Genomic DNA, 23,984 nt, shown 5'->3' with positions numbered 1-23,984 from the left:
AGCCGCATCGCTGTCGTGCGTCCATCGGTCCAGACGGCGCTCGGCCCCGGCTTGCCGAGCCGAGGCCTACAGGGGTTCGAGCCGAGCGAGGCAACGGCGCTGATGGCGCGCGGCGAGCCTATGGACGGGCGAGCTTGGGCAGCAGGATGGTCGCGACGCCGAGGATCGGCAGGTAGGAGATCACCTGATAGACGTAGGCAATGCCGTGACTGTCGGCGAGCGTGCCGAGAAGCGCGGCCCCGAGCCCGCCCGCGCCGAAGGCGAAACCGAAGAAGATCCCGGCCACGAGGCCGATGCGGCCCGGCAGCAGTTCCTGCGCGAAGACGACGATGGCCGGGAAGGCCGAGGCCAGGATCATGCCGATCGCGACGCTGAGCACGCCCGTGAAGAACAGGTTGGCATAGGGCAGCATCAGGGCGAAGGGGATGACGCCGAGGATCGAGAACCAGATCACGAAGCGGGCGCCGTAGCGGTCGCCGATCGGCCCGCCGGCAAAAGTGCCGGCCGCGGCCGCGCCCAGAAACAGGAACAGCATCAGCTGCGCGTCGCGGACGCTGAGGCCGAAGCGCTCGATGGTGTAGAAGGTGAAGTAGCTGGAAAAGCTCGCCATGTAGACGTTCTTCGTCGCGGTCAGAAGGATCAGGATCCCGAGCGCCATGAGGATGTCGCCCCGCGGCAAAGGCAGGCTGCGGCTCACGGCCGGGCGGCCGGCATTCAGGCGGCGATGGGCGGCGTACCAACGGCCCGTCAGGGTGAGGATGACCATCCCCAGGAGCGCGATGCCGGCAAACCAAGCGATGCTTCCCTGGCCGTAGGGAAGAACGATGAAGGCGGCGAGAAGCGGGCCGATCGCCGTTCCCGCATTGCCGCCGAGCTGGAACAGGGATTGGGCAAAGCCATGCCGTCCACCGGACGCCAGACGGGCGACGCGCGAGGCCTCCGGATGAAAGATCGCCGATCCCAGGCCGACGAGGCAGGCGGCGCCGACCAACACCGCGAAATTGCCGGCCTTGGCCAGCAGCAGCAATCCGACCAGGGTGCTGGCCATGCCCACGGGCAGCGCATAGGGCATCGGCCAGCGGTCCGCGACGACGCCGACCGCGGGTTGCAGCAGCGAGGCCGTGACCTGGAAGGCCATGGTGAGCAGGCCGATCTGTACGAAGTCCAGGCCGTAATTCGCCTTGAGCAACGGATAGAGCGAGGCCAGCAGCGACTGCATGACGTCGTTCAGCATGTGGCAGGCGCTGACGGCGAGGAGAACGGAGAGCGTTGCGGTGGGGAGTTTTGCCGCAGCCGTGTCGATCGTAGTCATGCCTGGCTCCCGTCCTGCCGACCTGCCTTCGCGCCGAAACCGGTGCGATGGCGGTGGCGGCAGTTCCTGTCTCACCCCCAAGGGAGGCATGCAAATTCACCTAGCACTCCGGCGGCGACGGCGGAACAGGCCGTGACCGCGATTGCGTGGAGAGCCGCATGCCGCCTTCGTCCAACTTGGCGCGACGGGCCAAGATCTGGTCAATACCGGGGTGATGCGGCGGCTGAGGACGTGAACCTCTGGACAGCTGCGTCCGCCTCCTGTTCTGTCCGGTGATCACCGACGGCGTGCGCGCCGATCGATCCTCCCGCGATGCCATCAGCTTCCAGTGAGACGTCCAGCCCATGACCCTTTCGCGAGCGACCCAGGCGGATCTGTTCCTGCCATGGCAGGACCCGTCTTCGCCGCCGTCCGAACCTGCCCGGACGCAAAGGGGCGCCAAGATGTCCGCGGCCCGCGGGCCGCGGCAGGCCGTCTCGACCCCGAATCGGCAGGACGAGGAGGATGCCGCAGCTCGGCGGCTGGAGGAGACCGGGCGGTTCAAAATCCTGCGCAGCCTCGTGCCCCGACCGGTGGCTGCGCGCGCATCGGCGCCACCGCGCGCCGGCGAGCGCATCGGCGTCATTCTCGACACCGAAACGACGGGCCTCGACCCGGCGAAAGACGAGATCATCGAGCTCGGCATGGTCGCCTTCACCTATGACGCGGCCGGGATCGGCGAGGTCATCGGCGTGTTCAGCGCGCTGCGCGAGCCCGGCCAGCCGATCAGCGCGGAGATCACCCGCATCACCGGGATCACCGACGCGATGGTGGCCGGGCAGGTGCTCGATCTCAAGGCCGTCGCCGCCTTCATCGCGCCCGCCGATCTCGTCATTGCCCACAATGCCGGTTTCGACCGTCCCTTCTGCGAGCGCCTGACCGGCGGTTTCGACGTCAAGCCGTGGGCCTGCTCGGTCGCCGAGGTCGATTGGTCGGGCCGCGGCTTCGAGGGCGCCAAGCTTGGCTATATCGTCGGCCAGTGCGGCTGGTTCCACCAGGGCCACCGCGCCGTCGACGACTGCCATGCGCTGCTCGAAGTGCTCGACCGTCCCAGCACGGCCGGGCGCGCCTCGGCCTTCTCGGAACTCGTCGAAAAATCGGCGCGGCGGCGCTGCCGGATCTGGGCCGAAGGCAGCCCGTTTCACACCAAGGATCTCCTGAAGGCGCGCGGCTATCGCTGGAGCGACGGCAGCAACGGCCAGCTCAAGAGCTGGTGGCGGGAGGTCGACGAAGCCGATTTCGACGCCGAGCGGGCCTTCCTGCAGACCGAGGTCTACCAGGCGCCGGTCGATCCCTTCGTGCAATGGATGAGCGCGGCGGAGCGCTTCAAGCGGTAGCCGGTCCGGGCAGCGGTCGGGGGGGCATCCGGTCGCTTGCGCCGTCGAAGTGTGGGCGGTCAGCAGCCGATGGAAGGCCGGTCCACCATGGTTGCTGGCCGGACAATCGGCGTGCTGTCCCGAGCGGTCGGCACGCCGGCGATTGCGCCCGCCTTGCCGGCGCCCGATGGCCGGCGGCCGCGCAGCGCGGCGGCGAGGATCGCGCCTTCCGGCCAGGGGCCGAAGCCGCTGGCGACGTTGATGTGGCCGGCCATGCCGAGATCGACGAGCCCCGAACCCCAATCCTCGGCCAGCGCCGCAGCCCGGCCGAAGCGCATGAAGGGATCGTTGCGGCTGGCGACGAGGATGGAGGCGAAGGGCAGGGTCTCCCGCGGCATCGGAGCGAAATCCTCGAAATCCGGATGGTCCCGCGCCAAGAGATCGACATCGGCGGGCGCGACCAGGAGGGCGCCGCCGACATGGGCGGCAGACGGGCGCGTGGCCAGATGGGCGACGAGGGCGCAGCCGAGGCTGTGGGCGACGAGGATGGCGCCCGGCGCCGCCGCCAGGCGCGCCTCCAGCGCATGCAGCCATTCGCTGAGGATCGGCCGGCCGAAATCCTCCTGCTCCACCACCTCGCTGTCCGGCAGGTCGCGCGCCCAGTGGCGCTGCCAGTGCGAAGCCTCGGAACCGCGATAGCCCGGGATGATGAGTGTGGTGACCATGGCGCCTGTCCCTGTCCGTCCGACGTGGCTTGCAGGCCAGGATTAGGCGACGGCGCGGGACAGGGGAAAGAACGCTCTACCAATTTCCGGGACCAATGCGGAAATCCCGACCGGCTCGGCCCGCGCGTTGCAGGAAGAGCCGGGGAAGGGCTCAGAAGGCGGCACGGTAGAGGGCGAGGGCGTCTTGCTCGCTCAGGGGACGCGGATTGTTGACGAGAAGCCGTGTCTGTTTCATCGCGTCGGCGGCGAGCCGGGGCAGAAAATCCTCCGGTATGCCGACGTCGCGCAGGCGCTGCGGCAGGCCGCACTGCAGCGACAGCGCCGCCATCCTTTCGGCGAAATGCGCGGCCCGCGCCGGCCGGCCGATCGCCTCCATGTCCGGAAAGACGCAAGGCGCGATGTCGGCATAGGCGCCTGCCGCCGTCCCGGCGTTGAAGCGCAGCACATGCGGCAGGACCAGCGCGTTCGACAGGCCGTGCGGCACATGGAAATGGCCGCCGATGGGATAAGCGAGGGCGTGGACGGCCGCGACCGGGGAATTGGCGAAAGCCTGGCCGGCCAGGAGAGAGCCGAGCAACATGCCGGACCGTGCCGCCCGGTCCTCGCCGTGCTGCACCGCCTTCAGAAGCGAGCGGCCCATCAGCCGCAGCGCCTCCTTCGCCAAGGCCTGCGAGATCGGGTTGTTGTTGGCGCCGGCGGAGGCATGCGCCTCGATCGCATGGACCATGGCGTCGATGCCGGTGGCGGCGGTGATGTGCGGCGGCAGGCCATAGGTGAGTTCGGGGTCGAGCAAAGCGATATCGGGCAGCAGCACCGGCGAGACGACGCCCATCTTCTCGGCGCTGCCCGTGGTGACGATGGCGATCGGCGTCACCTCGGAGCCGGTTCCGGCCGTGGTCGGCACCAGCATCAGCTTCAGCCGCGGGCCTTTCACCTTGCCGACGCCGTACATCCCAGGAAGGGTTTCGCTGCCCAGCGCCAGCACCGCGACGAGCTTGGCGACGTCGAGCGAGGAGCCGCCGCCGAAGCCGATGATCGCCTCGGCCTCGATGTCGGCGGCGGCCGCCACCGCGGCCATGACCACGGCCTCTGGCGGATCGGCCTCGACCGCGGAAAACACCGAGAAGGCGACGCCCGCTGTCGTCAGCGCCTCCAGCGCCGGCTCGATCAGGCCGAGCCTGACGATGCCGGGATCGGTGACGACGAGAACCCGCCGCCCCAGCCGGGCCGCCGCGATCTCGCCGATCCGCGCGACGGCGCCTTCGCCGAAGACGATGGAGGCGGTGGTATCGAACTGGAACGGTGGCATGCTGTCTCCCCTGGGCACCGAACCGGGCAGCGCAAGCGCAATGGGCCGCGTGTTGCGGATCACGGCGGTGCGCCCGGTCGATGCCTCACAGCGTCGACGGACTGCCGCTCCAGGTCAAGCGGATCGCCAAGCGCTCTTCGGCCGTTGACTGCGCTGACCTTCGAAAGGGATACCCTCGATAGGCGCCGATCAGCCCGACGACGGCGGCGTCGCCGGGTTGAGGTCCGTCGCGTGGATCGGCAGCGGCTCGGCCTCGAAGAGGTCGGGGCGCTCGAGGGCAAGGCGGGGGAGGGCGAGGAGGATCTCGCGCAGGTGCACCCGCATGGCGCCGGCGGCGGCCGCCTCGTCGCGGCGGCGGATGGCCCCGAGGATCTGGGCATGCTGCTCGATCAGGAGCGTCATCGGCGAGGCCTCGGGCAGGCTGAGATAGCGCACCCGGTCCATCTGCGCCTTGCCGTTCTCGATCGCCCGCCAGGCCTCGGCGCAGTCGATCGCCTCCGCCAGGGCGCGGTGGAACTGCTCGTCGAGGGCGAGGAATCCCTCGTGGTCGCCGCGCGCCGCGGCCGCACTCTGGGCGTCGATGATGGCGGCGACGGAATCGATCGCCGCTGGCGGCGCGAGCCGGCAACAGGTGCGCGCCACGGCGACCTCGACGGCTTCGCGCACGAAGCGGGCGTCTCCGACGGCCCGTTGCGAAATCTTCATGACGAAGGTGCCCCGCTGCGGCAGGATGCGCACGAGGCCGGCCTCGGCGAGCTTGATGAAGGCCTCGCGCACCGGCTGCCGGCTGGTGCCAAAACGCGCCGCGATCTCCTTTTCCGACAGAGCCTGACCGGGCGCCAGCTTCATGCGGATGCAGTCGCTGCGCAACAGCGCGTAGATCTGCGGGGCGCTGGCGAGCTTGGGGTCGAGCATTTCGGGCTTCTGAAAAGGCGCTTGCAAATTCATTCCTTCATACTACCATACAAGTCGACTACCGCAAGCTGGACCCGAAAGGGCGAGCATGCCCGGGAGGGGCGACGCGGTTCTCGCCATGGGAGGTCATGGCTCACGTCATGGGAGGAGAACACATGTTCACGCTACGCAAGAGTCTTTCCGCGCTCGCCGTCGCCGGCCTGATGCTGGGTCTCGGCGCGCCGCTCGCCGCAGCCCAGGATTACCAGCTCAATGTCAGCACCGCGCTGACGCCGGAGGACCCGATCTACAAGGGCCTCGAGCAGTTCCGCGACAAGGTCGCCGAGCGTTCGGCCGGCAAGCTCGAAGTTCGCATCTTCCCGAGCTCGCAGCTCGGCAAGGACGAGGACGTGCTCGAGCAGGCCCGCGCCGGCGCCAATGTCGCCGTGCTCGTCGATCCCGGCCGCCTCGCCGTCTTCGTCAAGGATTTCGGCGTTCTTGGCGGCCCCTACCTCGCCGACGGCTTTGAGGGCATGCGCAAGGTCGTGACCTCGCCGCTGTTCGAGGGCTGGTCGAAGCAGCTGCACGACACCTCGGGCCACCAGATCCTGTCCTTCAACTGGTGGCAGGGCCAGCGCAACCTCCTGACCCAGAAGCCGGTGACGACGCCCGCCGATCTCGCCGGCGTTCGCATGCGCACCCCCGGCGCGCCGGTCTGGATGGAGACGATCAGCGCCATGGGCGCGACGCCGACGCCGATGGGCTTTGGCGAGGTCTATCCCGCTTTGCAGCAGAACGTCATCGATGCCGCCGAGGCGCAGGATACCGCCACCCACGGCGCGCGGCTCTATGAGGTCGTCAAGCACCTCACCAAGACCCACCATATCGGCCTGATCACCGGCCTCGTGACCAGCGCCGCCTGGTTCGACGGCCTGCCGGCCGACCTGCAGGCGATCGTTAGGGAAGAGGCCCTCTCGGCCGGCGACGCCGCCTCGAAGGGCACGGAAGACGCCACCGCCACCGTCGATGCCGACATGGTCTCCAAGGGCCTCAGCATCGACGAGATCGACGTCACCCCATTCAAGGAAGCCACGGCCGGCGTCTACGACAAGCTCGGCTACGGCGAGCTGAAGAAGGAAGTCGACGCCATCCTCGCCAAGTAGGCGCGTCGCAAGGGGCGGTCGAAGACCGCCCCTCGTCCTCCGGACGGCCCGGGCCCCATGGCCCCTCACATTCCCCAGGGTTCCCGCGATGCTCTCCATCCTCGTCTGGATCGAGGACCTCTTCGGCAAGCTGCTGCTTGCCGCGATCGTCCTTTTGATTTTCTTTGCCGCCATTGCCCGCAATGCCGGTTATCCGCTGATCTGGTCGGTCGACATGGCCCAGGCCCTGTTCGTCTGGCTCTGCTTCACCGGCGCGGTGAAGGCGCTGCGCCAGCGCGCCCATATCGGCGTCGACTATTTCGTGCAGAAAATGCCCTTCGGCTGGCGTCGCGGCGTCGACCTCGCGATGGCGGTCATCACCGTCGTTTTCCTCGCGGTGCTCGCCTGGTTCGGCTTCCAGCTGACGGTGATGAACGCGCAGCGCATCTTTGGCGACAGCGGCCTGTCCTATGCCTGGGTCACCGGTGCGGTCCCGCTCGGCGCCTCGATCCTGGCGCTTGTCCTCGCGGCCCAGGTGTTCGTCGCCCTGCGCGACAAGACCCTCGTCTTCGCCAAGAGCCGGGCCGACGACAGCCTGCATCAGGAGCTTTGAGATGATCCTCCTGACAGTCCTGTTCTTCGGCCTGATGCTCCTCGGCATGCCCATCGCGTTTGCCATCGGCATTGCCGGCTTCAGCTTCTTCCTGACGAGCCCCTTCATCCCCGCCTCGATCGGCATCCAGCAGGTGGCGACGGCCTCGCAGAGCTTTCCGCTGCTGGCAGTGCCGCTCTTCGTGCTGGCTGGCCACATGATGAACCGCACCGGCATCACCGACCGGCTGATCGGCTGCTCGAACGTGCTGGTCTCCTGGATGTCGGGCGGCCTCGCCCAGGTCTGCATCCTCCTGTCGACCTTCATGGGCGGCGTCTCCGGCTCGGCCGTGGCGGACGCGGCGATGGAGGCGCGCATTCTCGGGCCGGAAATGATCCGGTCCGGCTATTCCAAGGGTTTCACCTCGGCGGCGATCGCCGTGGGGTCGCTGATCACCGCGACCATCCCGCCGAGCCTCGGCCTCATCCTCTACGGCTTCGTCGGCAATGTCTCGATCGGCCGGCTGTTCCTGGCCGGCGTGATCCCCGGCCTGATGATGATGGTAGCGCTGATGACCACCGTCTGGTTCATCGCCCGCCGCCGCGGCTACCGCGCCGCCAGCAGCGTCAGGCCGACGGGCAAGGCCATCGGCGCGGCGATGTGGCATGCCAAATGGGCGCTGATCTTTCCCGTGGCGCTGCTCGTCGCCATCCGCAGCGGCATCTTCACGCCCTCCGAGGTCGGCGCCTTCGCCGTGGTCTATGCCGTCGTCATCGGCGTCTTCGTCCACCGCGAACTGACCTTCTCGGCCTGCATGGACGCGCTCGGCGAGGCGGTGGTCGACATCGGCGTGATCACGCTGATCATCCTGCTCTCGGGCATGGTCGGCTATGCCATCATCTTCGAACAGGCGCCGCAGAGCATCGCCGCGCTCATGCTCGGGCTGACGCAGGAGCCGATCCTCGTCGTCTTCCTGATCCTTCTGTTCATCTTCATCTGCGGCCTGTTCATCGAGTCGACCGTGCTGGTGCTGCTGCTGACCCCGATCTTCGTGCCGATCATCACGCCGCTCGGCGTCGATCCCGTGCATTTCGGCATCCTGATGATGACGATCGTCACGCTCGGCGGCATGACCCCGCCGGTGGGGGTGGCGATGTACGCGGTCTGCAGCATCCTCGACTGTCCGATCGAGGAATATCTGGTGGAATCCTTGCCCTTCGTCGCCACGATTCTCGCCCTCATCGCCTTCCTGGCCTTCACGCCCGGCCTGGTGCTCTTCCTTCCCAACCTTCTGATGTGAGGCGACGTGCAAGAAAGCTTTCGCTGGTTCGGTCCAGCTGACCTCGTCGCCCTTCCCGACATCGTCCAGGCCGGCGCCACCGGCGTCGTCACGGCGCTGCACGACGTCGCCTATGGCGAGGTCTGGACGCCCGAGGCCATCGCCGAGCGCTGCCGGCTGATCGACGAGGGCTCGGGCGGCCTCTTGTCCTGGAACGTCGCCGAGAGCCTGCCGGTGCACGAGCGCATCAAGCTGGGCGAAGGCGATCTCGAACCTCTCTACGAGAACTACCGCCTCTCCATGCGCAACCTCGCGGGCGCCGGCGTGCGGACGATCTGCTACAACTTCATGCCGCTCCTCGACTGGATCCGTACCGATCTGGCGGTGGTCCTGCCGGGCGGCGGGCGGACGGTGCGCTTTGCCATCGAGAAGCACGCCGCCTTCGACTGTTTCATGCTGCAGCGCGCTGGCGCGGAATCCGACTACAGCGACGACGTTCTGGCCCGCGCCAGGGCCTGGTTTGACGCCTCGACCGAGGCCGATCGGGATACGCTCCTCGCCAGCATCATGGCGGGCCTTCCCGGCGCCTACGAGCGCTACAGCGTCGAGCAACTACGCCCGCTGATCCAGCGCTTCGGCGCGGTCAGCCCATCGCAGCTGCGCGCCAATCTCGTGCGTTTTCTCGAGGCCGTCTGTCCGACGGCGGAGGCGTGCGGCATCTCGCTCGCCATCCATCCCGACGATCCGCCGCGGCCGGTCTTCGGCCTGCCGCGCGTCGTGTCCAACGAGGCCGACTTCGCCTTTCTCTTCGAGCGCGTCCCGTCGCCGGCCAACGGCATGACGCTCTGCTCGGGATCGCTGGGTTCCGGCCCCGACAACGACGTCGCCGCCATCGCCCGGCGCTTTGCCGACCGCATCCACTTCGCCCACCTGCGCAATGTCGCCAAGGAAGCGGACGGCAGCTTTCAGGAAGCGGCGCATCTCGGCGGCGATACCGACATGGTCGCCGTCACCGCCGCGATCCTCGACGCCGAAGTGCGGCGCAGGACGGCCGGCGGCCCGGCGATCCCGATGCGACCCGACCATGGCCACGAACTCCTCGGCGACATCGGCCGGCCGTTCCATCCCGGCTATTCCATGATCGGCCGCCTGAAGGGCCTCGCCGAACTGCGCGGCGTCGCCGCGGCGCTGTCCTGGCGCGCGGCGACCGCCAGGGCCTGAGCGGCGGGGCCGGGTTTGAGCCCGGCCGGGCTGCAATCGTCAGCCTGCAGCCGCCGGCCGCATCGACTGTGCAGCGGCGTGCTCCGCATCCGCCTGCCGAAACAGTGCGCCGAAGACGACCCACAGAACGAGCGCCGGGACGGCGATGGCGCCCAGCGTGAAGAAGGCCGCGGCATAGCCGTATTGCGCCGCGACGAAGCCGCCGACGGAAGGGCTGATCGACGCGCCGATGCCCTGCACCGCCATGACCGCGCCCAGCGCCACATTGACCCGGCCCGTGCCGCGCATGATCTGCGCGACGAGCCCGGGCACCGCGACGCCGAGCAGCCCGGCGCCGACGCCGTCGAGGATCTGCACCGGCACCACCGAATAGAGATCACCCCAGAGCCCCGCGATCAGCCCGCGGATCGGCAAAGCGAGCAGCGCGGCCAGGAGGACGATGAAATAGCCGCGTCGGCGGGCGACGCCGGCCGCGACCAGCGCCAGCGGGATCATGGTCAGCTGGGCAATGATGATCGTCGCCGCCGTATAGGCGGCCGGATCGATCGCGCCGGCCGCGGCGACCCGCAGGCCGAGCAGCGGCAGCATGGCGCCGTTGCCGAAGTGGAACAGCATCAGCGTTCCCGCCAGGATCAGCAGCCGCCGGTTCTTCAACAGCATCAGCAGGCCTTCGGGCGCGCTCGCCTTTGTCTCGTCGCGGCTCGGCTCGAGGCCGCGGGCGGTGGCATGATCGATGTCGCCCGGGCGGATCAGGGCGAGGGCGACGAGCGAGCCGGCGGCCATCAGGGTCATCAGCAGGAAGACCGCGGGCAGGCCGTACCAATAGCCAAACAGGCCAGACAGCGCCGCCGCCACGACATTGCCGCCATGGTTCCAGGCCTCGTTGCGACCGAGCTGGCCGGCCAGGCCGCTCTGGCCGACGAGGCCGAGGGTGAGGGCGGCGATGGCGGGGCCGATCGCGGCGCCCGCAATGCCGGTGGCGATCTGCGACGCCGCGACGAAGGGCACCGTCGGCACGAACAGGATGAAGACCGAGGCGATGATGGCGAGCACCGCGCAGACCGCGACGATGGCGCGCTTGGCCCGCGTGGCGTCGGCGAGCGCGCCGAGCGGCGTCGTCGCCAGCATGCCGGCAATGCCGCCGACCGTCATGACATAGCCGATCGTCGCCGGGCTCCAGCCTTCGCCGATGAGGAAAATGCCGAGGAAGGGCCCGAGCCCGTCGCGCACGTCGGCGAGGAAGAAGTTCAGCGCCGACAGCGCCTTGACCGAACGGTGCCGCGCCCCGGCGGTCACCGCGGGGCGGGCGAAGCTTGCATCTGCCATGTCGGCCGTCTCTCAATGCGGCCGGGCAGCCCTGTCGATCCCTCCGGCTATATGTGACACGGTTGTTGGCCGGGAAGGGAACGCCCGCGACTTTGTCGACGGCGCTGACCACATCCTCGTGGGCGATGGAAAACTGCCGCGGGAAGATGCCGGGAGGCGTGCCGGGCCTGGCGCATCCGATCCGCCGCGGCCCCGCGATCGCCCCTCCGTCAGGGATCGCCGCGACCGACCGGCCGAGCCGGCGATGCGTCGCCGGGCAATCAGGCTTGGCCGCGAGGCCCTGAGCGCGTACCGCTGAGAAGACACCACCCTGGAAAGGAAGATCCATGAGCGAGCGTATTGTCATGCGGACCGGCGAAGCCCTCATCGCCGGGGGCCCTCCCGGCACGGCGGCGGAGCCCGAAATCGTCATCGGCGCGCTCGACGGCCCGGTCGGCATCGCGCTGGCGACCCTGACCGGCGACCAGGTCGCCGGCCACACCCGCGTCTTCGCGCTGCTCAACACCGACATCATGGTCCGGCCGGTGACGCTCTGCGTCTCCAAGGTCACCGTCACCAGCCTGCGCTACACCAACATACTCATGGGTACGGTGCAGTTCGCCATCGCCAACGGCGTGCTCGACGCGGTGCGGGCCGGCTACATCCCGAAGGATCAGGCGAACGAGCTCGGCATCATCTGCTCGGTCTGGCTGGCGCCGAGCGTCGTCGACGACGACAATCTCGACCACAAGATCCTGTTCGACCTGCACCGCCGCGGCACCACCGAGGCGATCCGCAAGGCCATGGCGAACGAGCCCTCGATCGACTGGCTGCTCGAGAACCAGGACAAGATCATGCACCGCTACCACCAGATGGGGCTCGACGGGAAGATCTAGCTTCCCCGCCCAGACAGACGCGGGCGGGCACCGTTTCCGGAGCGCCCGCCCGCGTCTGCGGTCCTATCGTGCGGCTGTCTAGCGGTTCAGCAGGCCGCGGCCGGCGAGATTGCGCATGAGATCGCGGATGCCGAACACCCATTCCGGCGCCTTGTCGGTGTGGGTCACGGTGTTCATCAGCCGCCCGAGCCGGGGACTCGCGATCTCCACCCGGTCGCCGACCCGGTGGGTGAAACCCTGGCCCTTGACGTCGCGGTCCTCGGTCGGCGCGAACAGGGTGCCGAGGAAGAGCAGGAAACCGTCGGGATACTGGTGGTGGCGGCTCCGCGTCTGGCCGACGAGGTCGAGCGGATCGCGGCTGATCTCCTTCATCGAGCTGCGGCCCTCCAGCACGTAGCCCTCGGGCCCGGTTACCGTCAGCGTCAGCTCGGCCGTGCGCACGTCGTCGATGGTGAAGTGATCGTCGAACAGGCGAATGAACGGGCCGATCGACGACGAGGCGTTGTTGTCCTTGGCCTTGCCGAGGAGGAGCGCGCTGCGTCCTTCGACATCGCGCAGGTTGACGTCGTTGCCGAGCGTCGCGCCGCGCACCCGGCCCTTGGAGTCCACCGCCAGCACGACTTCAGGCTCCGGATTGTTCCAGGCCGAGGCGGGCAGGATGCCGATCTCGGCGCCGTGGCCGACGGAGGAGAGCACCGGCGCCTTGGTGAAGACCTCGGCGTCCGGCCCGATGCCGACTTCCAGATACTGCGACCAGTAGCCACCCTTGATCAGCACTTCCTTGGCCTTGGCGGCCTCCGGCGAGCCGGCCTTGATGTCGGACAGGGCACCGCCGATGATCCGGCCGATCTCCTCGCGGATTTCGTTGGCCCGGGCCGAATCGCCCTTGGCGCGCTCCTCGATGACGCGCTCGATCATCGAGCGGGCGAAGGTGACGCCGCAGGCTTTGACGGCCTGGAGGTCGCAGGGCGCAAGGAGATGCGGCGCCGAGACGTCGGACGGGCTGGCCGAGAGCACCGCGGCGAGGTCCCAGCTCTTGGCCCCGGTCGCGCCGGCCAGAAGCGCCACCGGATCTTCCGCCTCCAGCAGGTCGGCCATCGTCGCCGCGATCGCCGACAGGTCGACAAGGCGGTCGCCCTTTAGGACGACGACGCTCGGACCCTTCACTTCCGGGTCGTAGAGGCGGCCGACGAGAACGGCCTGGGCTGCGTCGTGGGGAAGAATGTCATGTGGGGTCAAAATGAAATCTGCCTGTGCTGGTGAGCCGAGGGTGGCGCTTGGGGCGCCGGTCTGCGGAGGGCGACTATTTCCTCTGACGGGCCCGGCGTCCAGAGGCGGACGCCCGGTGATGGTCGCTCGAAGCCGGTCGCACCGGGATTTTCGCGCCGGCCGACGGCGGCCTTCGTCGAAGGCGGGTGACATCGCCCGGATGCGGTGCGCCCGGTTTGTCGCAGGCCCGTGCGCTCGGTTGAAGTCCGGTCACAATCCCGTCAGAGTGGACCATCGTCATCTTGCGAGGGAAGCTCCGATGCCCGGACGACTGGACGGGCGCAGCGCCCTGATCTCCGGCGGCGCGACGGGTTGCGGCGGCGCCGCGGCGCGGTTGTTCGCTGCCGAAGGCGCTCGCGTGACCATCGTCGACCGGCAGGAGGAAGCAGGCGCCGCGCTGGCCGAAGCCATCGTCGCCGAAGGCGGCGAGGCGAGCTTCGTCTACGCCGACGTTTCGCAGCGCGCAGACGTCGAGACGGCGGTGGCGCATGCGCAGGCGCGTTTCGGCACGCCGACGCTCCTCTTCAATCACGCCGGCACGATCGTGGTGAAACCGTTTCTCGAAACCACCGACGCGGACTATGACGGGCTGATGGACGTCAACGTGCGGTCGATGTTCCTGATGACGCGGGCCGTCCTGCCCGGCATGCTCGAGGCGGGCGGCGGGCGGATCGTCTGCACCTCGTCGATCTCGGCGGTGGCGGCGACGCCGATGGAGGTGCTGTACGGGATGACGAAGGGCGCCGTGCACATGTTCGCGCGCGCCATCGCGGTCGAGTTCCGCGACCGCAACATCCGCTGCAATGCCGTCTGCCCCGGCTTCATCCAGACCGCGCACGGCAGCCGCGAGGTCGAGGCGCTCTCCAAGCTTGGCGTCGACGTCTCCGATGCCGCCATCGCCGCGGCGCAGGGGCGCATGTGCCGGCCCGAGGAAGTGGCCGAGGCGGCGCTCTTCCTGCTCAGCGATGCGGCGAGCTTCGTCAACGGCACGCATCTTTTCGTCGACAATGGTTTCACGGCAGTTTGAGGGGAACAGCATGCAGTTCGAAAAGGGCGGCCACTGGCGCAACTGGGTCGGCAACCAGTCCTGCATTTCGCGCTATAAGGCGGCACCGACCAGCGAGGCGCAACTGGCCGAGATGGTGCACGAGGCCGACGCGCAGGATCTTTCCATCCGCGTCGCCGGTTCCGGTCATTCCTTCACGCCGGTCGTCGCGACCTCCGGCCTGCGCCTGTCGCTTGCCGGCCTGAGCGGCATCCTCGGTCGCGACGGCAACCGCGTCACCGTGGCGGCGGGAACACGGATCGGCGATGTCGGCCGGGCCCTGAAGGGCATGGGCCTGTCGCTCGCCAACCAGGGCGACATCGACACGCAGGCCGTCGCCGGCGCCTTCTCCACCGGCACGCATGGCACGGGCGCCACGCTCGGCTGCCTCGCCTCGCAGGTCGCCGGCATGCGGCTGGTGCAGCCGGACGGCAGCATCCTCGTCGTCGACGGCTCCGATCCCGACCTTCTGGCCGCGGCCCAGGTCTCGCTCGGCACGCTCGGGATCATCTCCGAGATGACGCTGGAGACCCTGCCGGCCTACAACCTGCACGAAAAGCTCTGGCGCGACGATTTCGAGACCTGCATGGAGCGGCACGACGAGCTCGCCGCCACGCACCGGCATTTCGGCTTCTTCTGGTGCCCGATGCCGGAGAGCCGCTATCTCTACTGCCTCGGCGACACCGCCGACGCGCCGCTGACGACGACGACAAACACCGCCGACGTCTGCGAGATGAAGGTGATGGACGTCACCGACCTGCCGGAAATGCAGTCGCCGTTCGAAAACATCGCCTATTCCTCGGACGTCTACCCGATCGAATACGTGCCGAATTTTCACGAGCTCGAATATGCCGTGCCGGTCCAGCACGGCAAGGCGGCGGTGCGGGCCGTGCGCGAGCTGATGCTGACCAAGCATACCAAGTGCATCTTCCCGATCGAATACCGCTTCACCGCCGGCGACGGCGCCTGGCTCAGCCCCTTCCACCAGCAGGATTCGGTCACCGTCTCGGTCTCCGGCCATCCCGGCTTCGACTACTGGGACTTTTTGCGCGACGTCGATGCCATCCTGCGCCAGTTTCACGCCCGCCCACATTGGGGCAAGCTGCATTTCCTCGACACCGAGGACGTCACGAACCTCTATCCCCGCGCCGACGATTTTCGCGCGCTGCGGCGCAAGCTGGATCCCAACGGGCGCTTCCTCAACGAGCATGTGGCGATGCTGTTGGGGTGAAGCCGCAAGCGAGCGCGGCGCCGGGTCGGCCTGCGGCCGCCGATGGCGTCAGGCGCTGACGCGGGCCCGTGCCCTGGCGCTCCAGGCGCCAAAGAGGCGGTCGGCGATGATGCCGATGAAGGCGATGGCAAGGCCCGCGACGATGCCGCGGCCGGCATCGGCCTTGGACAGAGCGATGAACACTTCCTGCCCGAGATCGCGCGTGCCGATCATGGCGCAGATGATGATCATCGCCAGCGCCATCAAAATGGTCTGGCTGACGCCCAGCATGATCTCCGGCAGGGCCATCGGCAGCTGCACGCGCCAGAACGTCTGGCGCGGCGTGCAGCCTGAGACGATGGCGGCCTCCATCAGCGCCGGCGGGATGTTGCGGAGGCCGTGGTTGGTGTAGCGCACGGCCGGCACGACGGCGAAGCCGATGGTGGCGATCATCGCGGTGACGTCGCCGACGCGAAACAGCATCACCACCGGGATGATGAAGCAGAAGGACGGCATCACCTGCAGTGTGTCGATGATCGGCGTGACGATGCGCGCGACCCTGTCGCTGCGCGAGGCCCAGAGGCCAATCGGAATGCCGATCAGGCAGGCGACGAAGGCCGAGATGCCGCAGAGATAGACCGTCGCCATGGTCTTTTCCCAAAGGCCGGTGACGGCGCAGAAGGCGGTGAGCAGCGCCACGGTGACGGCGAGCCTGAGGCCGCCCAGTTGGTAGCCGGCAAGGCCGAGCAGGAAGACCGCGCCGAGCCAGGGAAAGCCCTCGCAGAAGGCGCGCAGCGGGTTCAGCACATAAAGGATCAGCGTCACGCGAAACACTTCGATGACGTCGAAGAAGTTGACGGTGATCCAGTTCACCGCGCCGGTCCAGAGCGGGGCGGTGGTCAGCGTCATCGCCTTCGGGACGGCGGCAAAGGCGGGGACGAAAAGGCTCGCCGTGGTGGTCAGCGCCAGGAGGGCGAGCGCCAGAACGAGGTTCGGCGAGCGCAGGCCGAGGAAGCCGGCGGCGTCTCGATGGAGGTGCCCGCGAGCGTTCTGCGCCGCCATCGCCTGGCTCAGCCGGTCGAGCGCGATGGCGAGCGCGACGATGGCGAGGCCCGCCTCCATCGCCGCCCCGACCTTCAGTGCCCGGAGCGCCAGCAGCACGTCGTAGCCGAGGCCGCCGGCGCCGATCATCGAGGCGATGATCACCATGTTCAGCGCCAGCATGATCACCTGGTTGACGCCCAGCATCAGCGTCGGCTGCGCCGAGGGGAGGAGCACGCGCCAGAGTTTCTGCCGCGGCGTGCAGCCGGCCATGTCGCTGAAGTCGCCGATCTCGGGCGGCACGCGCGACAGCCCCAGAAGCGTCGCGCGGACCATGGGGGGCGTCGCGAAGATCGCAGTGGCGATCATCGCTGAGACCGGGCTGTTGCCGAAGAGGAGCAGCATCGGGATGAGATAGGCGAAGGTCGGGATCGTCTGCATCAGGTCGAGCGCCGGCGAGACGATGGCGCGGTCCGCCTTGGGGTGGCGGAACGCCCAGATCCCGACGAGGACGCCGGTGACGATGCAGAAGGGCACCGCGATGGCGATGAGCCCGAGTGTCAGCATAGCGCTCGTCCATTTGCCGAACAGCGCGATGTAGAGAAAACAGCCGCCGACGAGAAAGCCGAGGCGGTTGCCGCCATAGGCCCGGCCGGCAAGGAAGGCGGCGGCGACGACGCCGACCCAGGAGAGGCGCGGCAGCGTCGTCGCGGTCAGGCCTTGGCCAATCTTGAAGTTCTTCGCCAGGAGATTCAGCGCCGCATCGAGCGGCACGCCCAAGACCGCAGTGATACCGCGCGTCAGCCAGCTTAGGTTCGTCTTCAGCCAGGCCATGAGGGCGCCGATCCATTCGGCGACGGGCACGACGGCATCGGCGGGAAAGGCGACGGCGAAGGGGAGGTGGTCGCGGGCGAGAGAGAGCCCCGCCACCGCCAGAAGGGCACAGGCCCAGACCAAGGGCCAAAGCCGCGCCGGCCTGAAAGGGAGGGCAGGGCTGCCCGCCATCACCGTCATGTCGCAGCGCTCTCGAGGCCGGCGAGCAACGCGATCACCGCCTGTGGCGTCACTTCGCCGAGGCGCGTGCCGCTCGCATCGAGGACGGCATAGGGACGGCCTGCGGCGACAATGCCGGCGGAAAAGCTGGCGATGCGGGCGTCGGGCGCGACGGTGCCGGCAGCGGCGGCGCCGCTGCAGGGCTGCATCAGATGGCGGGCCGAGACGACCTTGGCGCGCTGCACGTCGCGGGTGAAGGCGGCGACATAGTCGGTGGCCGGGCGCACCACCAGTTCCTCCGGCGTGCCGATCTGGATGATCTCGCCGTCCTTCATGATGGCGATGCGATCGGCGATGCGGATCGCCTCGTCGAAGTCATGGGTGATGAAGACGATGGTCTTGCGCAGGATCGCTTGCAGCCGGAGGAGCTCGTCCTGCATCTCGCGCCGGATCAGCGGGTCGAGAGCGGAGAAGGGCTCGTCGAGGAACCAGATCTCGGGATTGGTGGCGAGACTGCGGGCGATGCCGACGCGCTGCTGCTGGCCACCGGAGAGCTCGCGCGGGTAGAAATTCTCGCGCCCGGAAAGGCTCACCATCTGGATCATCTCGCGTGCCCGCGCTTCGCGCGCCGGCCGGGCGACGCCCTGCATGGCGAGGGGAAAGGCGATGTTCTGAAGGACGGTGAGATGCGGCAGGAGAGCGAAATTCTGGAACACCATGCCCATGCGGTGGCGCCGCATCTCGATCAGCTCGGCCGGCGAGATGGTCATCAGGTCGCGGCCCTCGAACTCGACCTTGCCGAAACTCGGCTCGATCAGGCGCGACATGCAGCGCACCAGGGTGGATTTGCCCGAGCCCGAGAGGCCCATGATGATGAAGATTTCGCCGGCGCGGATTTCAAGGTCGACCTTGCGGACAGCCCCGATCAGCTGGGCCGCGGCGAGGTCAGCGGAACTCGCGATTCCGTCGCGCGAGGCCAAAAATTCCTCGCCGCCGCCTTCGCCATAGAGCTTCCAGACATTGCGGCAGGCGAGCTTGACCGGGCGGACGTCGGCGGCGGCCGATGGGATTAAGAGGCGGGCCTGGTCGGTCATGGCGTTCACGCGCGGATCTCGCTTGCCTTCGAAGGGAGGAGGCGCGGCGCCCGCATCGGCAAGGCGCAGCGCCGAGGTCCAGTCGGCATAGGGCCGGCGCAGCATCGCGCTACTGCGCCCAGGCCTTCCAGGTCGCCTCGTTGGCTGCGATCCACTCGGCCGCGACGTCTTCCGGCGCCTTGCCCTCGAGGTCGATCTCGCCGCTCATCTTGTTCAGCGTGTCGGTGTCGACGGTGTAGGCCTTGGCGACCTTGTAGGCGACCGGCCACTTTTCCTTCATGCCGGCCCAGGCATATTTGTAGATGTCGCCAGACGGCTTGCCGCAGTCATACAGGGCGTCGGGATTGCTGCCCCATTTCGGGTCGGTGTAGCATTCCTTGGTATATTCCGGGAATTCGACCCATTCGCCCTTATACTTGGCCGGCGCCCAGTGCGGCGAGTAGACCCAGAGGATGATCGGCGCCTGGCGCTGATAGGCCGAGTCGAGTTCGGCGAACATCGCCGCATCCGTGCCGGCGTGGATGACGGTGAAGGGCAGGCCGAGCGTGACGACGCGCTCGTCGTCGAACCCTTCCCAGGTCACCGGGCCGCCGAGATAGCGGCCTTTCGGCGCGGTTTCGGCGGTGGAGAAGGCTTCGGCGCAGGCCGGGTCCTTCAGCGCCTCCCAGTTGGGCAGGCCGGGGCATTTTTCCTTCATGTATTCCGGAAACCACCACTCTTCCTTGGCCTTGGGGCCGAGGGGGCCGAGGTTCTCGGTCTCGCCGGTGGCGTCGGAGGCCGCCATCGCCTCGCCGGCCGTCGTCGCCCAGAACTCGGCGCCGAGCGTCAGGTCGCCATTGGTGAGGCCGGTGGTGAGGCTGGAGAGGTAGTCGGCGGTGGGATACTCGACGGTGTAGCCGAGCTTCTCCATTATGCCGCCCATGATCTTGGCGTTGAGGTTGACGCTGGTCCAGTCGAACAAAGCGATCTTGATCGGATCGTTCGATTCCGGCGCCTCGGCATGGGCTGCGGGAAGGCCTGTCATGGCGACCAGACCAAGGGCGGCCAACGAGCCTTTGAAAGACGAGCAGACAATAGACATACCAGATTTCCCCATGGTGCAAGCTGAAATTCATGCCCGTACCGGCTGTCTTGCTCCGCAGGACGTCCGGATCATCTTTCCCTCGGCAGTATTTTTCGCAGACGCTTGGCCCTCGATCCTCCGAATTTCTCTGTCGTTTGTCGCCTGTTGTCCCGTTCCAGCCACCCGCAACCCGGGCGAAGCGACAGGGCGACATTCATATGAAGAAAATTTATATACCAAGAGTAATCTTCCGCAATGGCATGCGTTGGGCAAATCGGCATTTTGCGGTCAGTTGGGGGCTTTCCGCGGTGCGCAGGCTCGTTCTCGCCTGCGGCAAAGGCAGGATGGTTTCCTCTGGGGCAGGGGCTGCGCATCGAAGAGGCATTTCTTTCCGTCCAGGCTTTTGCCGGGCCGTGCTGGACGATGCCCGGCCGGCCGGAACGGCGGGACGTGTTCTCCCGACGCAGCGCTCTTGCCGAGTTCTTCGCCCGTCGCTAACCTTCCCGAAGGACATGAGAGGCCCGCCGAAGAGCGCGTCCCGGTCCGTCAGGGGAGGAAAATCCATGTTGAACAGGCGTACATTCCTGCTGTCTTCGGCCGCCGTCGGCGTTTTCGCCGCGACCGGTGTCGTCGCCCGGGCAGCGGACGGTGATCTGAGCGTGCTGGCCTCGGTGCCGAGCCTCAGCTTTCCGTTCTTCGTCCACATGCTGAACCAGATCAAAGTCGAGGCCACGGCCATCGGCGGCATCAACCTGATCGAGAGCGACGGCCAGAACTCCGCGCCCAAGCAGACCGGCGACGTCGAGGCGGCCATCGTTCAGAAGGTCGGCGCCATCGTCATCTCGCCGCTCGACGTCAACTCGCTGGCCCCCGCGGTCGAGCAGGCCGTGGCGGCGGGCATTCCCGTCGTCACCATCGACCGCCGCGTCGACGGCGTCGACGGCATCCTCGCCCATGTCGGCGCGGACAATGCCAAGGGCGGCGAGGCGCAGGCGCAGGCGATCATGGCGGCCTTCCCCGACGGCGCGACGATCTTCCACCTGCAGGGGCAGCCGGGGGCGGGTCCCGCCATCGACCGCAACAAGGGCGTCCACGCCATTCTCGACGGCCAGGACAAGTACAAGATCGTCTTCGAGCAGACGGCCAATTTCGCCCGCGCCGAGGCCCTCTCGGTGACCGAGGCCGGCCTGGCGGCCAACGGCAAGCCGGATGTCATCGTCTGCGCCAATGACGACATGGCGCTCGGCGCGATGGAAGCGGCGGCGAGCGCCGGCTTCACCGACATCAAGATCTACGGCTTCGACGCGCTTCCCGAGGCGCTGGTGGCGGTGCGCGACGGCAAGCTCGCCGGCACGGTCGAGCAGTTCCCGGGCGAACAGTCGCGCCAGGCCCTGCGCATCGCCGTCGACTTCGCCAAGTCCGGCACCAAGCCGGCCGAGGCGCTGGTTCTCCTGACCCCGATCGTCATCGGCAAGGACAATCTCGACAAGGCCGAGCGCATCGGCGAGACGACCTAAGAGCCCTCCGGCATGCCGGGCGCGCCGTCCTTCGGCGCGCCCCACCGCGGCTCTCTTCGAGGCTTCTGCCCATGACGTCACCTGCCACGGCGGCACGCTCGGCCGTCCGGCCGGACCGGCCGCTGCTCGAAATGCGCGGCATCGCCAAGCACTTTTCCGGCGTCACCGCGCTCGACGACGTCTCGCTGACGCTGAGCGGCGGCGAAATTCTCGGCCTGATGGGCGAGAACGGCGCCGGCAAATCGACGCTTCTCAAAATCCTTTCCGGCGTGCAGCCGCCGTCGAGCGGGACGATCCTGATCGACGGGGAGGCGGTGACGATCGAAAGCCCGCAGGCGGCGCGGCGGCTCGGCATCGTCACCATCTACCAGGAACTCAGCCTGATCCCGACGCTCTCGGTCGCCGAAAACATTTTTATCGGCCGCGCGCCGCTCGGGCGGTTCGGCCTGGTCGACTGGCGCGGCATGCGCAGCGCTGCCCGCGACATCATCGCGCGCGTCGGCCTCACGCTCGATCCGCAGACGCCGGTCTCCGCGCTTTCCGTCGCCGAGCAGCAGATGGTGGAGATCGCCCGGGCTCTCTCCCTTTCCTCCCGCGTCATCGTCATGGACGAGCCGACCTCGGCCCTCTCGGACAGCGAGGTCACGCGGCTTCTTTCCATCATGGACCTGCTGCGCGGCGAGGGCGTCGCGATCATGTTCGTGACGCACCGGCTGGAGGAGGCGTCGAGCATCTGCGACCGCATGACGGTGCTGCGCGACGGGCGCCTCGCCGGCGAACTGGTGCGAGATGGCGCGCCAATCCCGCTGCCCGCGATCATCGAAAAAATGGTCGGGCGGGCCGCGTCCGAGCTCTATGCCCGGCCGAGCCAGCGCAGCGCGCCCGGCAGGCTGCGGCTCGAGGTCCGCGGCCTGAAGACCGTGCGCGACCCCGAGGCGCCGCACGCCATCGTCCTCGACGGCGTCGACCTCGACGTGCGCTCGGGCGAGATCCTCGGCATTGCCGGCCTCGTCGGCTCCGGCCGGACGGAACTGGCGCGCGCCATTTTTGGCGCGGACGCCATTGCCGCCGGCACGCTCCGGCTCGACGGCGAGATGATCGCGCCGCAATCGCCGGCGGACGCGATCGCCCTCGGCATCGGCCTCGTGCCGGAGGACCGCAAGCACCAGGCGATCTTTCCCGCCCTCGGCATCCTCGCCAATTTCTCCGTCGCCTCGCTGAACGCCTATTCGAACTGGATGGGGGTCATGGCGGAAAGGCGCGAGCAGGACGAGCTCGGCAGCTTTCGAAAACTCCTCAACATCCGCATGGCGCATGCCGGGCAGCGGATCGATGGCCTTTCCGGCGGCAACCAGCAGAAGGTGATCCTCGCCCGCTGGCTGGCGCGCGATCCCAAGGTCTTGATCGTCGACGAGCCGACGCGCGGCGTCGATGTCGGTGCCAAGGCCGAGGTGCACCAGATCCTCGTCCAACTCGCCGCCCGCGGCATCGCGGTGGTGGTGATCTCCTCGGAACTCCCCGAGATTCTCGCCGTCAGCGACCGCATCGTCACCATGCGGGCGGGAAGGATCACCGGCGAGATGCCGGCTTCTGAGGCGAGCGAAGACAGACTGATGGCGCTGATGGCGCTCAGCAGAGGAAAGGAAGCGACGCGATGAGCTCCACGAGCGGCCTTCGCGGCCAGGCGGGACCGAACTTCTTCAAGATCCTGATGCGGTTCGGGCCGCTGATGTTCCTCTTCGCCCTGATGCTGGTCTTCGCCCTCCTCAACCCGAATTTCCTCAATCCGGTCAATTTGTTCAACGTGATGCGGCAGATCTCGATCACCGGGCTGATCGCGCTCGGCATGACCTTCGTCATCCTGACGGCGGGCATCGATCTCTCCGTCGGCTCGCTCGTCGCCTTTTCCGGCATGGTCGCGGCCATCGTCGCCAAGGGCGGCACGGCCAACACGCTGTCGCTCGGCGCCAGCGCCGGACAGGGGTTCGGCTGGTTCGCCGCGCTCCTGGCCGCAGTCGCCGTGGGGACGCTCGCCGGCGGCGTGCAGGGTCTTGTGATCACCCGGCTGAAGGTGCCGCCCTTCGTCGTCACGCTGGGCGGCCTCACCATCTTTCGCGGCCTGACGCTGACGCTGTCGAACGGCGGACCGATCTCGGGCTTCGACGCCTCGATGCGCTGGTTCGGCAATGGCATGATCGGCCCGGTGCCGGTGCCGGTGATCATCTTCGCGCTCGCCGCCATGCTCTGCCATCTGGTGCTGCGCTACACCCGCTATGGCAGGGCGGTCTACGCCGTCGGTGGCAATGCCGAGGCGGCGCGGCTCTCGGGCCTGCGCGTCGACCGCATTCTCGTCTCGGTCTACCTGATCGTCGGCTTCTTCAGCGGCCTTGCCGCCTTCGTGCTGGCCGCCCGCCTCAATTCCGCCGAGGCGGTGGCCGGCATCGGCTACGAGCTGACGGTGATCTCGGCCGTCGTCATCGGCGGCACCAGCCTCTTCGGTGGCATAGGCAGCGTCGGTGGCACGGTGATCGGCGCGGCGCTGATCGGCGTTCTCGTCAACGGCCTCGTCCTCAACAACGTCTCGTCCTACACCCAGCAGGTGGTGATCGGCCTGATCCTCATCGGCGCGGTCGCCTTCGACCGCTGGCTGAAATCGCGGGCGCGGGGATAGGACCGGGGGCAGACGAGGCGGAGCGAGCCTCGCCTCAAACGACGTCGCCGG

At 68.1% G+C, this 23,984-nt stretch carries 20 protein-coding genes; 11 read left to right on the top strand and 9 right to left on the bottom strand.

Annotated elements, in window-relative coordinates:
- Window positions 1-118: 118 nt before the first annotated feature.
- Window positions 119-1,312, bottom strand: coding sequence for an MFS transporter (locus IEX88_RS12850; RefSeq protein WP_188851174.1), 1,194 nt, complete (start codon window positions 1,310-1,312; stop codon window positions 119-121).
- 443 nt (window positions 1,313-1,755) lie between these two features.
- Between IEX88_RS12850 and IEX88_RS12845 the strand changes: the two genes are divergently transcribed.
- The gene (locus IEX88_RS12845; protein ID WP_373289579.1) at window positions 1,756-2,688 is read left to right on the top strand and encodes a 3'-5' exonuclease; all 933 of its coding nucleotides are present in this window, start codon (window positions 1,756-1,758) and stop codon (window positions 2,686-2,688) included.
- 59 nt (window positions 2,689-2,747) lie between these two features.
- Here IEX88_RS12845 and IEX88_RS12840 read toward each other — a convergent pair whose 3' ends face one another.
- From IEX88_RS12840 to IEX88_RS12830, 3 genes are all read right to left on the bottom strand, one after another.
- Window positions 2,748-3,392 (bottom strand): alpha/beta hydrolase, encoded by a 645-nt coding sequence (locus tag IEX88_RS12840; RefSeq protein ID WP_188851170.1) that lies wholly within the window; start codon window positions 3,390-3,392, stop codon window positions 2,748-2,750.
- A 151-nt stretch (window positions 3,393-3,543) separates the two neighbouring features.
- A complete protein-coding gene (locus IEX88_RS12835) occupies window positions 3,544-4,701 on the bottom strand; it encodes an iron-containing alcohol dehydrogenase (protein ID WP_188851168.1) in 1,158 nt (385 codons plus the stop codon).
- 189 nt (window positions 4,702-4,890) lie between these two features.
- Complete coding sequence (locus IEX88_RS12830) at window positions 4,891-5,616, bottom strand: GntR family transcriptional regulator (protein WP_210319271.1); 726 nt, start codon at window positions 5,614-5,616, stop codon at window positions 4,891-4,893.
- 155 nt (window positions 5,617-5,771) lie between these two features.
- On the opposite strand from IEX88_RS12830, the gene IEX88_RS12825 reads away from it, so the two are divergent.
- The 4 genes from IEX88_RS12825 (at window position 5,772) to uxuA (ending at window position 9,829) form a co-directional block, all read left to right on the top strand.
- Complete coding sequence (locus IEX88_RS12825; RefSeq protein WP_188851164.1) at window positions 5,772-6,758, top strand: C4-dicarboxylate TRAP transporter substrate-binding protein; 987 nt, start codon at window positions 5,772-5,774, stop codon at window positions 6,756-6,758.
- Between the two features lie 88 nt (window positions 6,759-6,846).
- Window positions 6,847-7,350 (top strand): TRAP transporter small permease, encoded by a 504-nt coding sequence (locus IEX88_RS12820; RefSeq protein ID WP_188851162.1) that lies wholly within the window; start codon window positions 6,847-6,849, stop codon window positions 7,348-7,350.
- A 1-nt stretch (window position 7,351) separates the two neighbouring features.
- Window positions 7,352-8,629: a TRAP transporter large permease gene (locus IEX88_RS12815; protein WP_188851159.1), complete on the top strand. Its 1,278-nt coding sequence runs from the start codon at window positions 7,352-7,354 to the stop codon at window positions 8,627-8,629.
- 6 nt (window positions 8,630-8,635) lie between these two features.
- A complete protein-coding gene (uxuA, locus tag IEX88_RS12810) occupies window positions 8,636-9,829 on the top strand; it encodes a mannonate dehydratase (protein WP_188851157.1) in 1,194 nt (397 codons plus the stop codon).
- Window positions 9,830-9,868: 39 nt separating this feature from the next.
- On the opposite strand, the gene IEX88_RS12805 is transcribed toward uxuA, so the two are convergent.
- On the bottom strand, window positions 9,869-11,155 hold the full coding sequence (locus tag IEX88_RS12805) for an MFS transporter (protein WP_188851154.1): 1,287 nt from the start codon (window positions 11,153-11,155) through the stop codon (window positions 9,869-9,871).
- A 326-nt stretch (window positions 11,156-11,481) separates the two neighbouring features.
- Between IEX88_RS12805 and IEX88_RS12800 the strand changes: the two genes are divergently transcribed.
- Window positions 11,482-12,030, top strand: coding sequence for a formaldehyde-activating enzyme (locus IEX88_RS12800; protein ID WP_188851152.1), 549 nt, complete (start codon window positions 11,482-11,484; stop codon window positions 12,028-12,030).
- Window positions 12,031-12,108: 78 nt separating this feature from the next.
- Here IEX88_RS12800 and IEX88_RS12795 read toward each other — a convergent pair whose 3' ends face one another.
- On the bottom strand, window positions 12,109-13,269 hold the full coding sequence (locus IEX88_RS12795; RefSeq protein ID WP_188851150.1) for a fumarylacetoacetate hydrolase family protein: 1,161 nt from the start codon (window positions 13,267-13,269) through the stop codon (window positions 12,109-12,111).
- Between the two features lie 289 nt (window positions 13,270-13,558).
- Here IEX88_RS12795 and IEX88_RS12790 point away from each other — a divergent pair, with 289 nt between their 5' ends.
- A complete protein-coding gene (locus IEX88_RS12790; RefSeq protein WP_188851148.1) occupies window positions 13,559-14,326 on the top strand; it encodes an SDR family NAD(P)-dependent oxidoreductase in 768 nt (255 codons plus the stop codon).
- 10 nt (window positions 14,327-14,336) lie between these two features.
- A complete protein-coding gene (locus IEX88_RS12785; protein ID WP_188851146.1) occupies window positions 14,337-15,575 on the top strand; it encodes a D-arabinono-1,4-lactone oxidase in 1,239 nt (412 codons plus the stop codon).
- Window positions 15,576-15,623: 48 nt separating this feature from the next.
- Here the strand turns inward: IEX88_RS12785 and IEX88_RS12780 are convergent, their stop codons facing one another.
- The 3 genes from IEX88_RS12780 to IEX88_RS12770 all read right to left on the bottom strand — a co-directional run bounded on the left by IEX88_RS12780 (window position 15,624) and on the right by IEX88_RS12770 (window position 19,706).
- Window positions 15,624-17,600 carry an ABC transporter permease gene (locus IEX88_RS12780; RefSeq protein WP_373289584.1) on the bottom strand — a complete coding sequence of 659 codons (1,977 nt, stop codon included), beginning with the start codon at window positions 17,598-17,600 and terminating at the stop codon, window positions 15,624-15,626.
- A 5-nt stretch (window positions 17,601-17,605) separates the two neighbouring features.
- Entirely contained in the window at window positions 17,606-18,682 is a 1,077-nt protein-coding gene (locus IEX88_RS12775; RefSeq protein WP_188851325.1) for a quaternary amine ABC transporter ATP-binding protein, read from the bottom strand.
- A 109-nt stretch (window positions 18,683-18,791) separates the two neighbouring features.
- Window positions 18,792-19,706: an ABC transporter substrate-binding protein gene (locus tag IEX88_RS12770; protein ID WP_244640130.1), complete on the bottom strand. Its 915-nt coding sequence runs from the start codon at window positions 19,704-19,706 to the stop codon at window positions 18,792-18,794.
- Between the two features lie 602 nt (window positions 19,707-20,308).
- On the opposite strand from IEX88_RS12770, the gene IEX88_RS12765 reads away from it, so the two are divergent.
- From IEX88_RS12765 to IEX88_RS12755, 3 genes are all read left to right on the top strand, one after another.
- Window positions 20,309-21,262, top strand: a complete 954-nt coding sequence (locus tag IEX88_RS12765; RefSeq protein WP_188851140.1) for a substrate-binding domain-containing protein — start codon at window positions 20,309-20,311, stop codon at window positions 21,260-21,262.
- A 131-nt stretch (window positions 21,263-21,393) separates the two neighbouring features.
- A complete protein-coding gene (locus tag IEX88_RS12760; protein WP_373289583.1) occupies window positions 21,394-22,920 on the top strand; it encodes a sugar ABC transporter ATP-binding protein in 1,527 nt (508 codons plus the stop codon).
- Window positions 22,917-23,933 (top strand): ABC transporter permease, encoded by a 1,017-nt coding sequence (locus IEX88_RS12755; protein ID WP_188851136.1) that lies wholly within the window; start codon window positions 22,917-22,919, stop codon window positions 23,931-23,933. Before IEX88_RS12760 ends, IEX88_RS12755 begins: the two co-directional genes overlap by 4 nt.
- Window positions 23,934-23,984 lie beyond the last annotated feature (51 nt).

Source organism: Aureimonas glaciei, assembly GCF_014643375.1.
GTDB lineage: Bacteria > Pseudomonadota > Alphaproteobacteria > Rhizobiales > Rhizobiaceae > Plantimonas > Plantimonas glaciei.
Note: the sequence above shows the minus strand (reverse complement) of the source record. Positions and strands in the feature narration are given on the sequence as shown.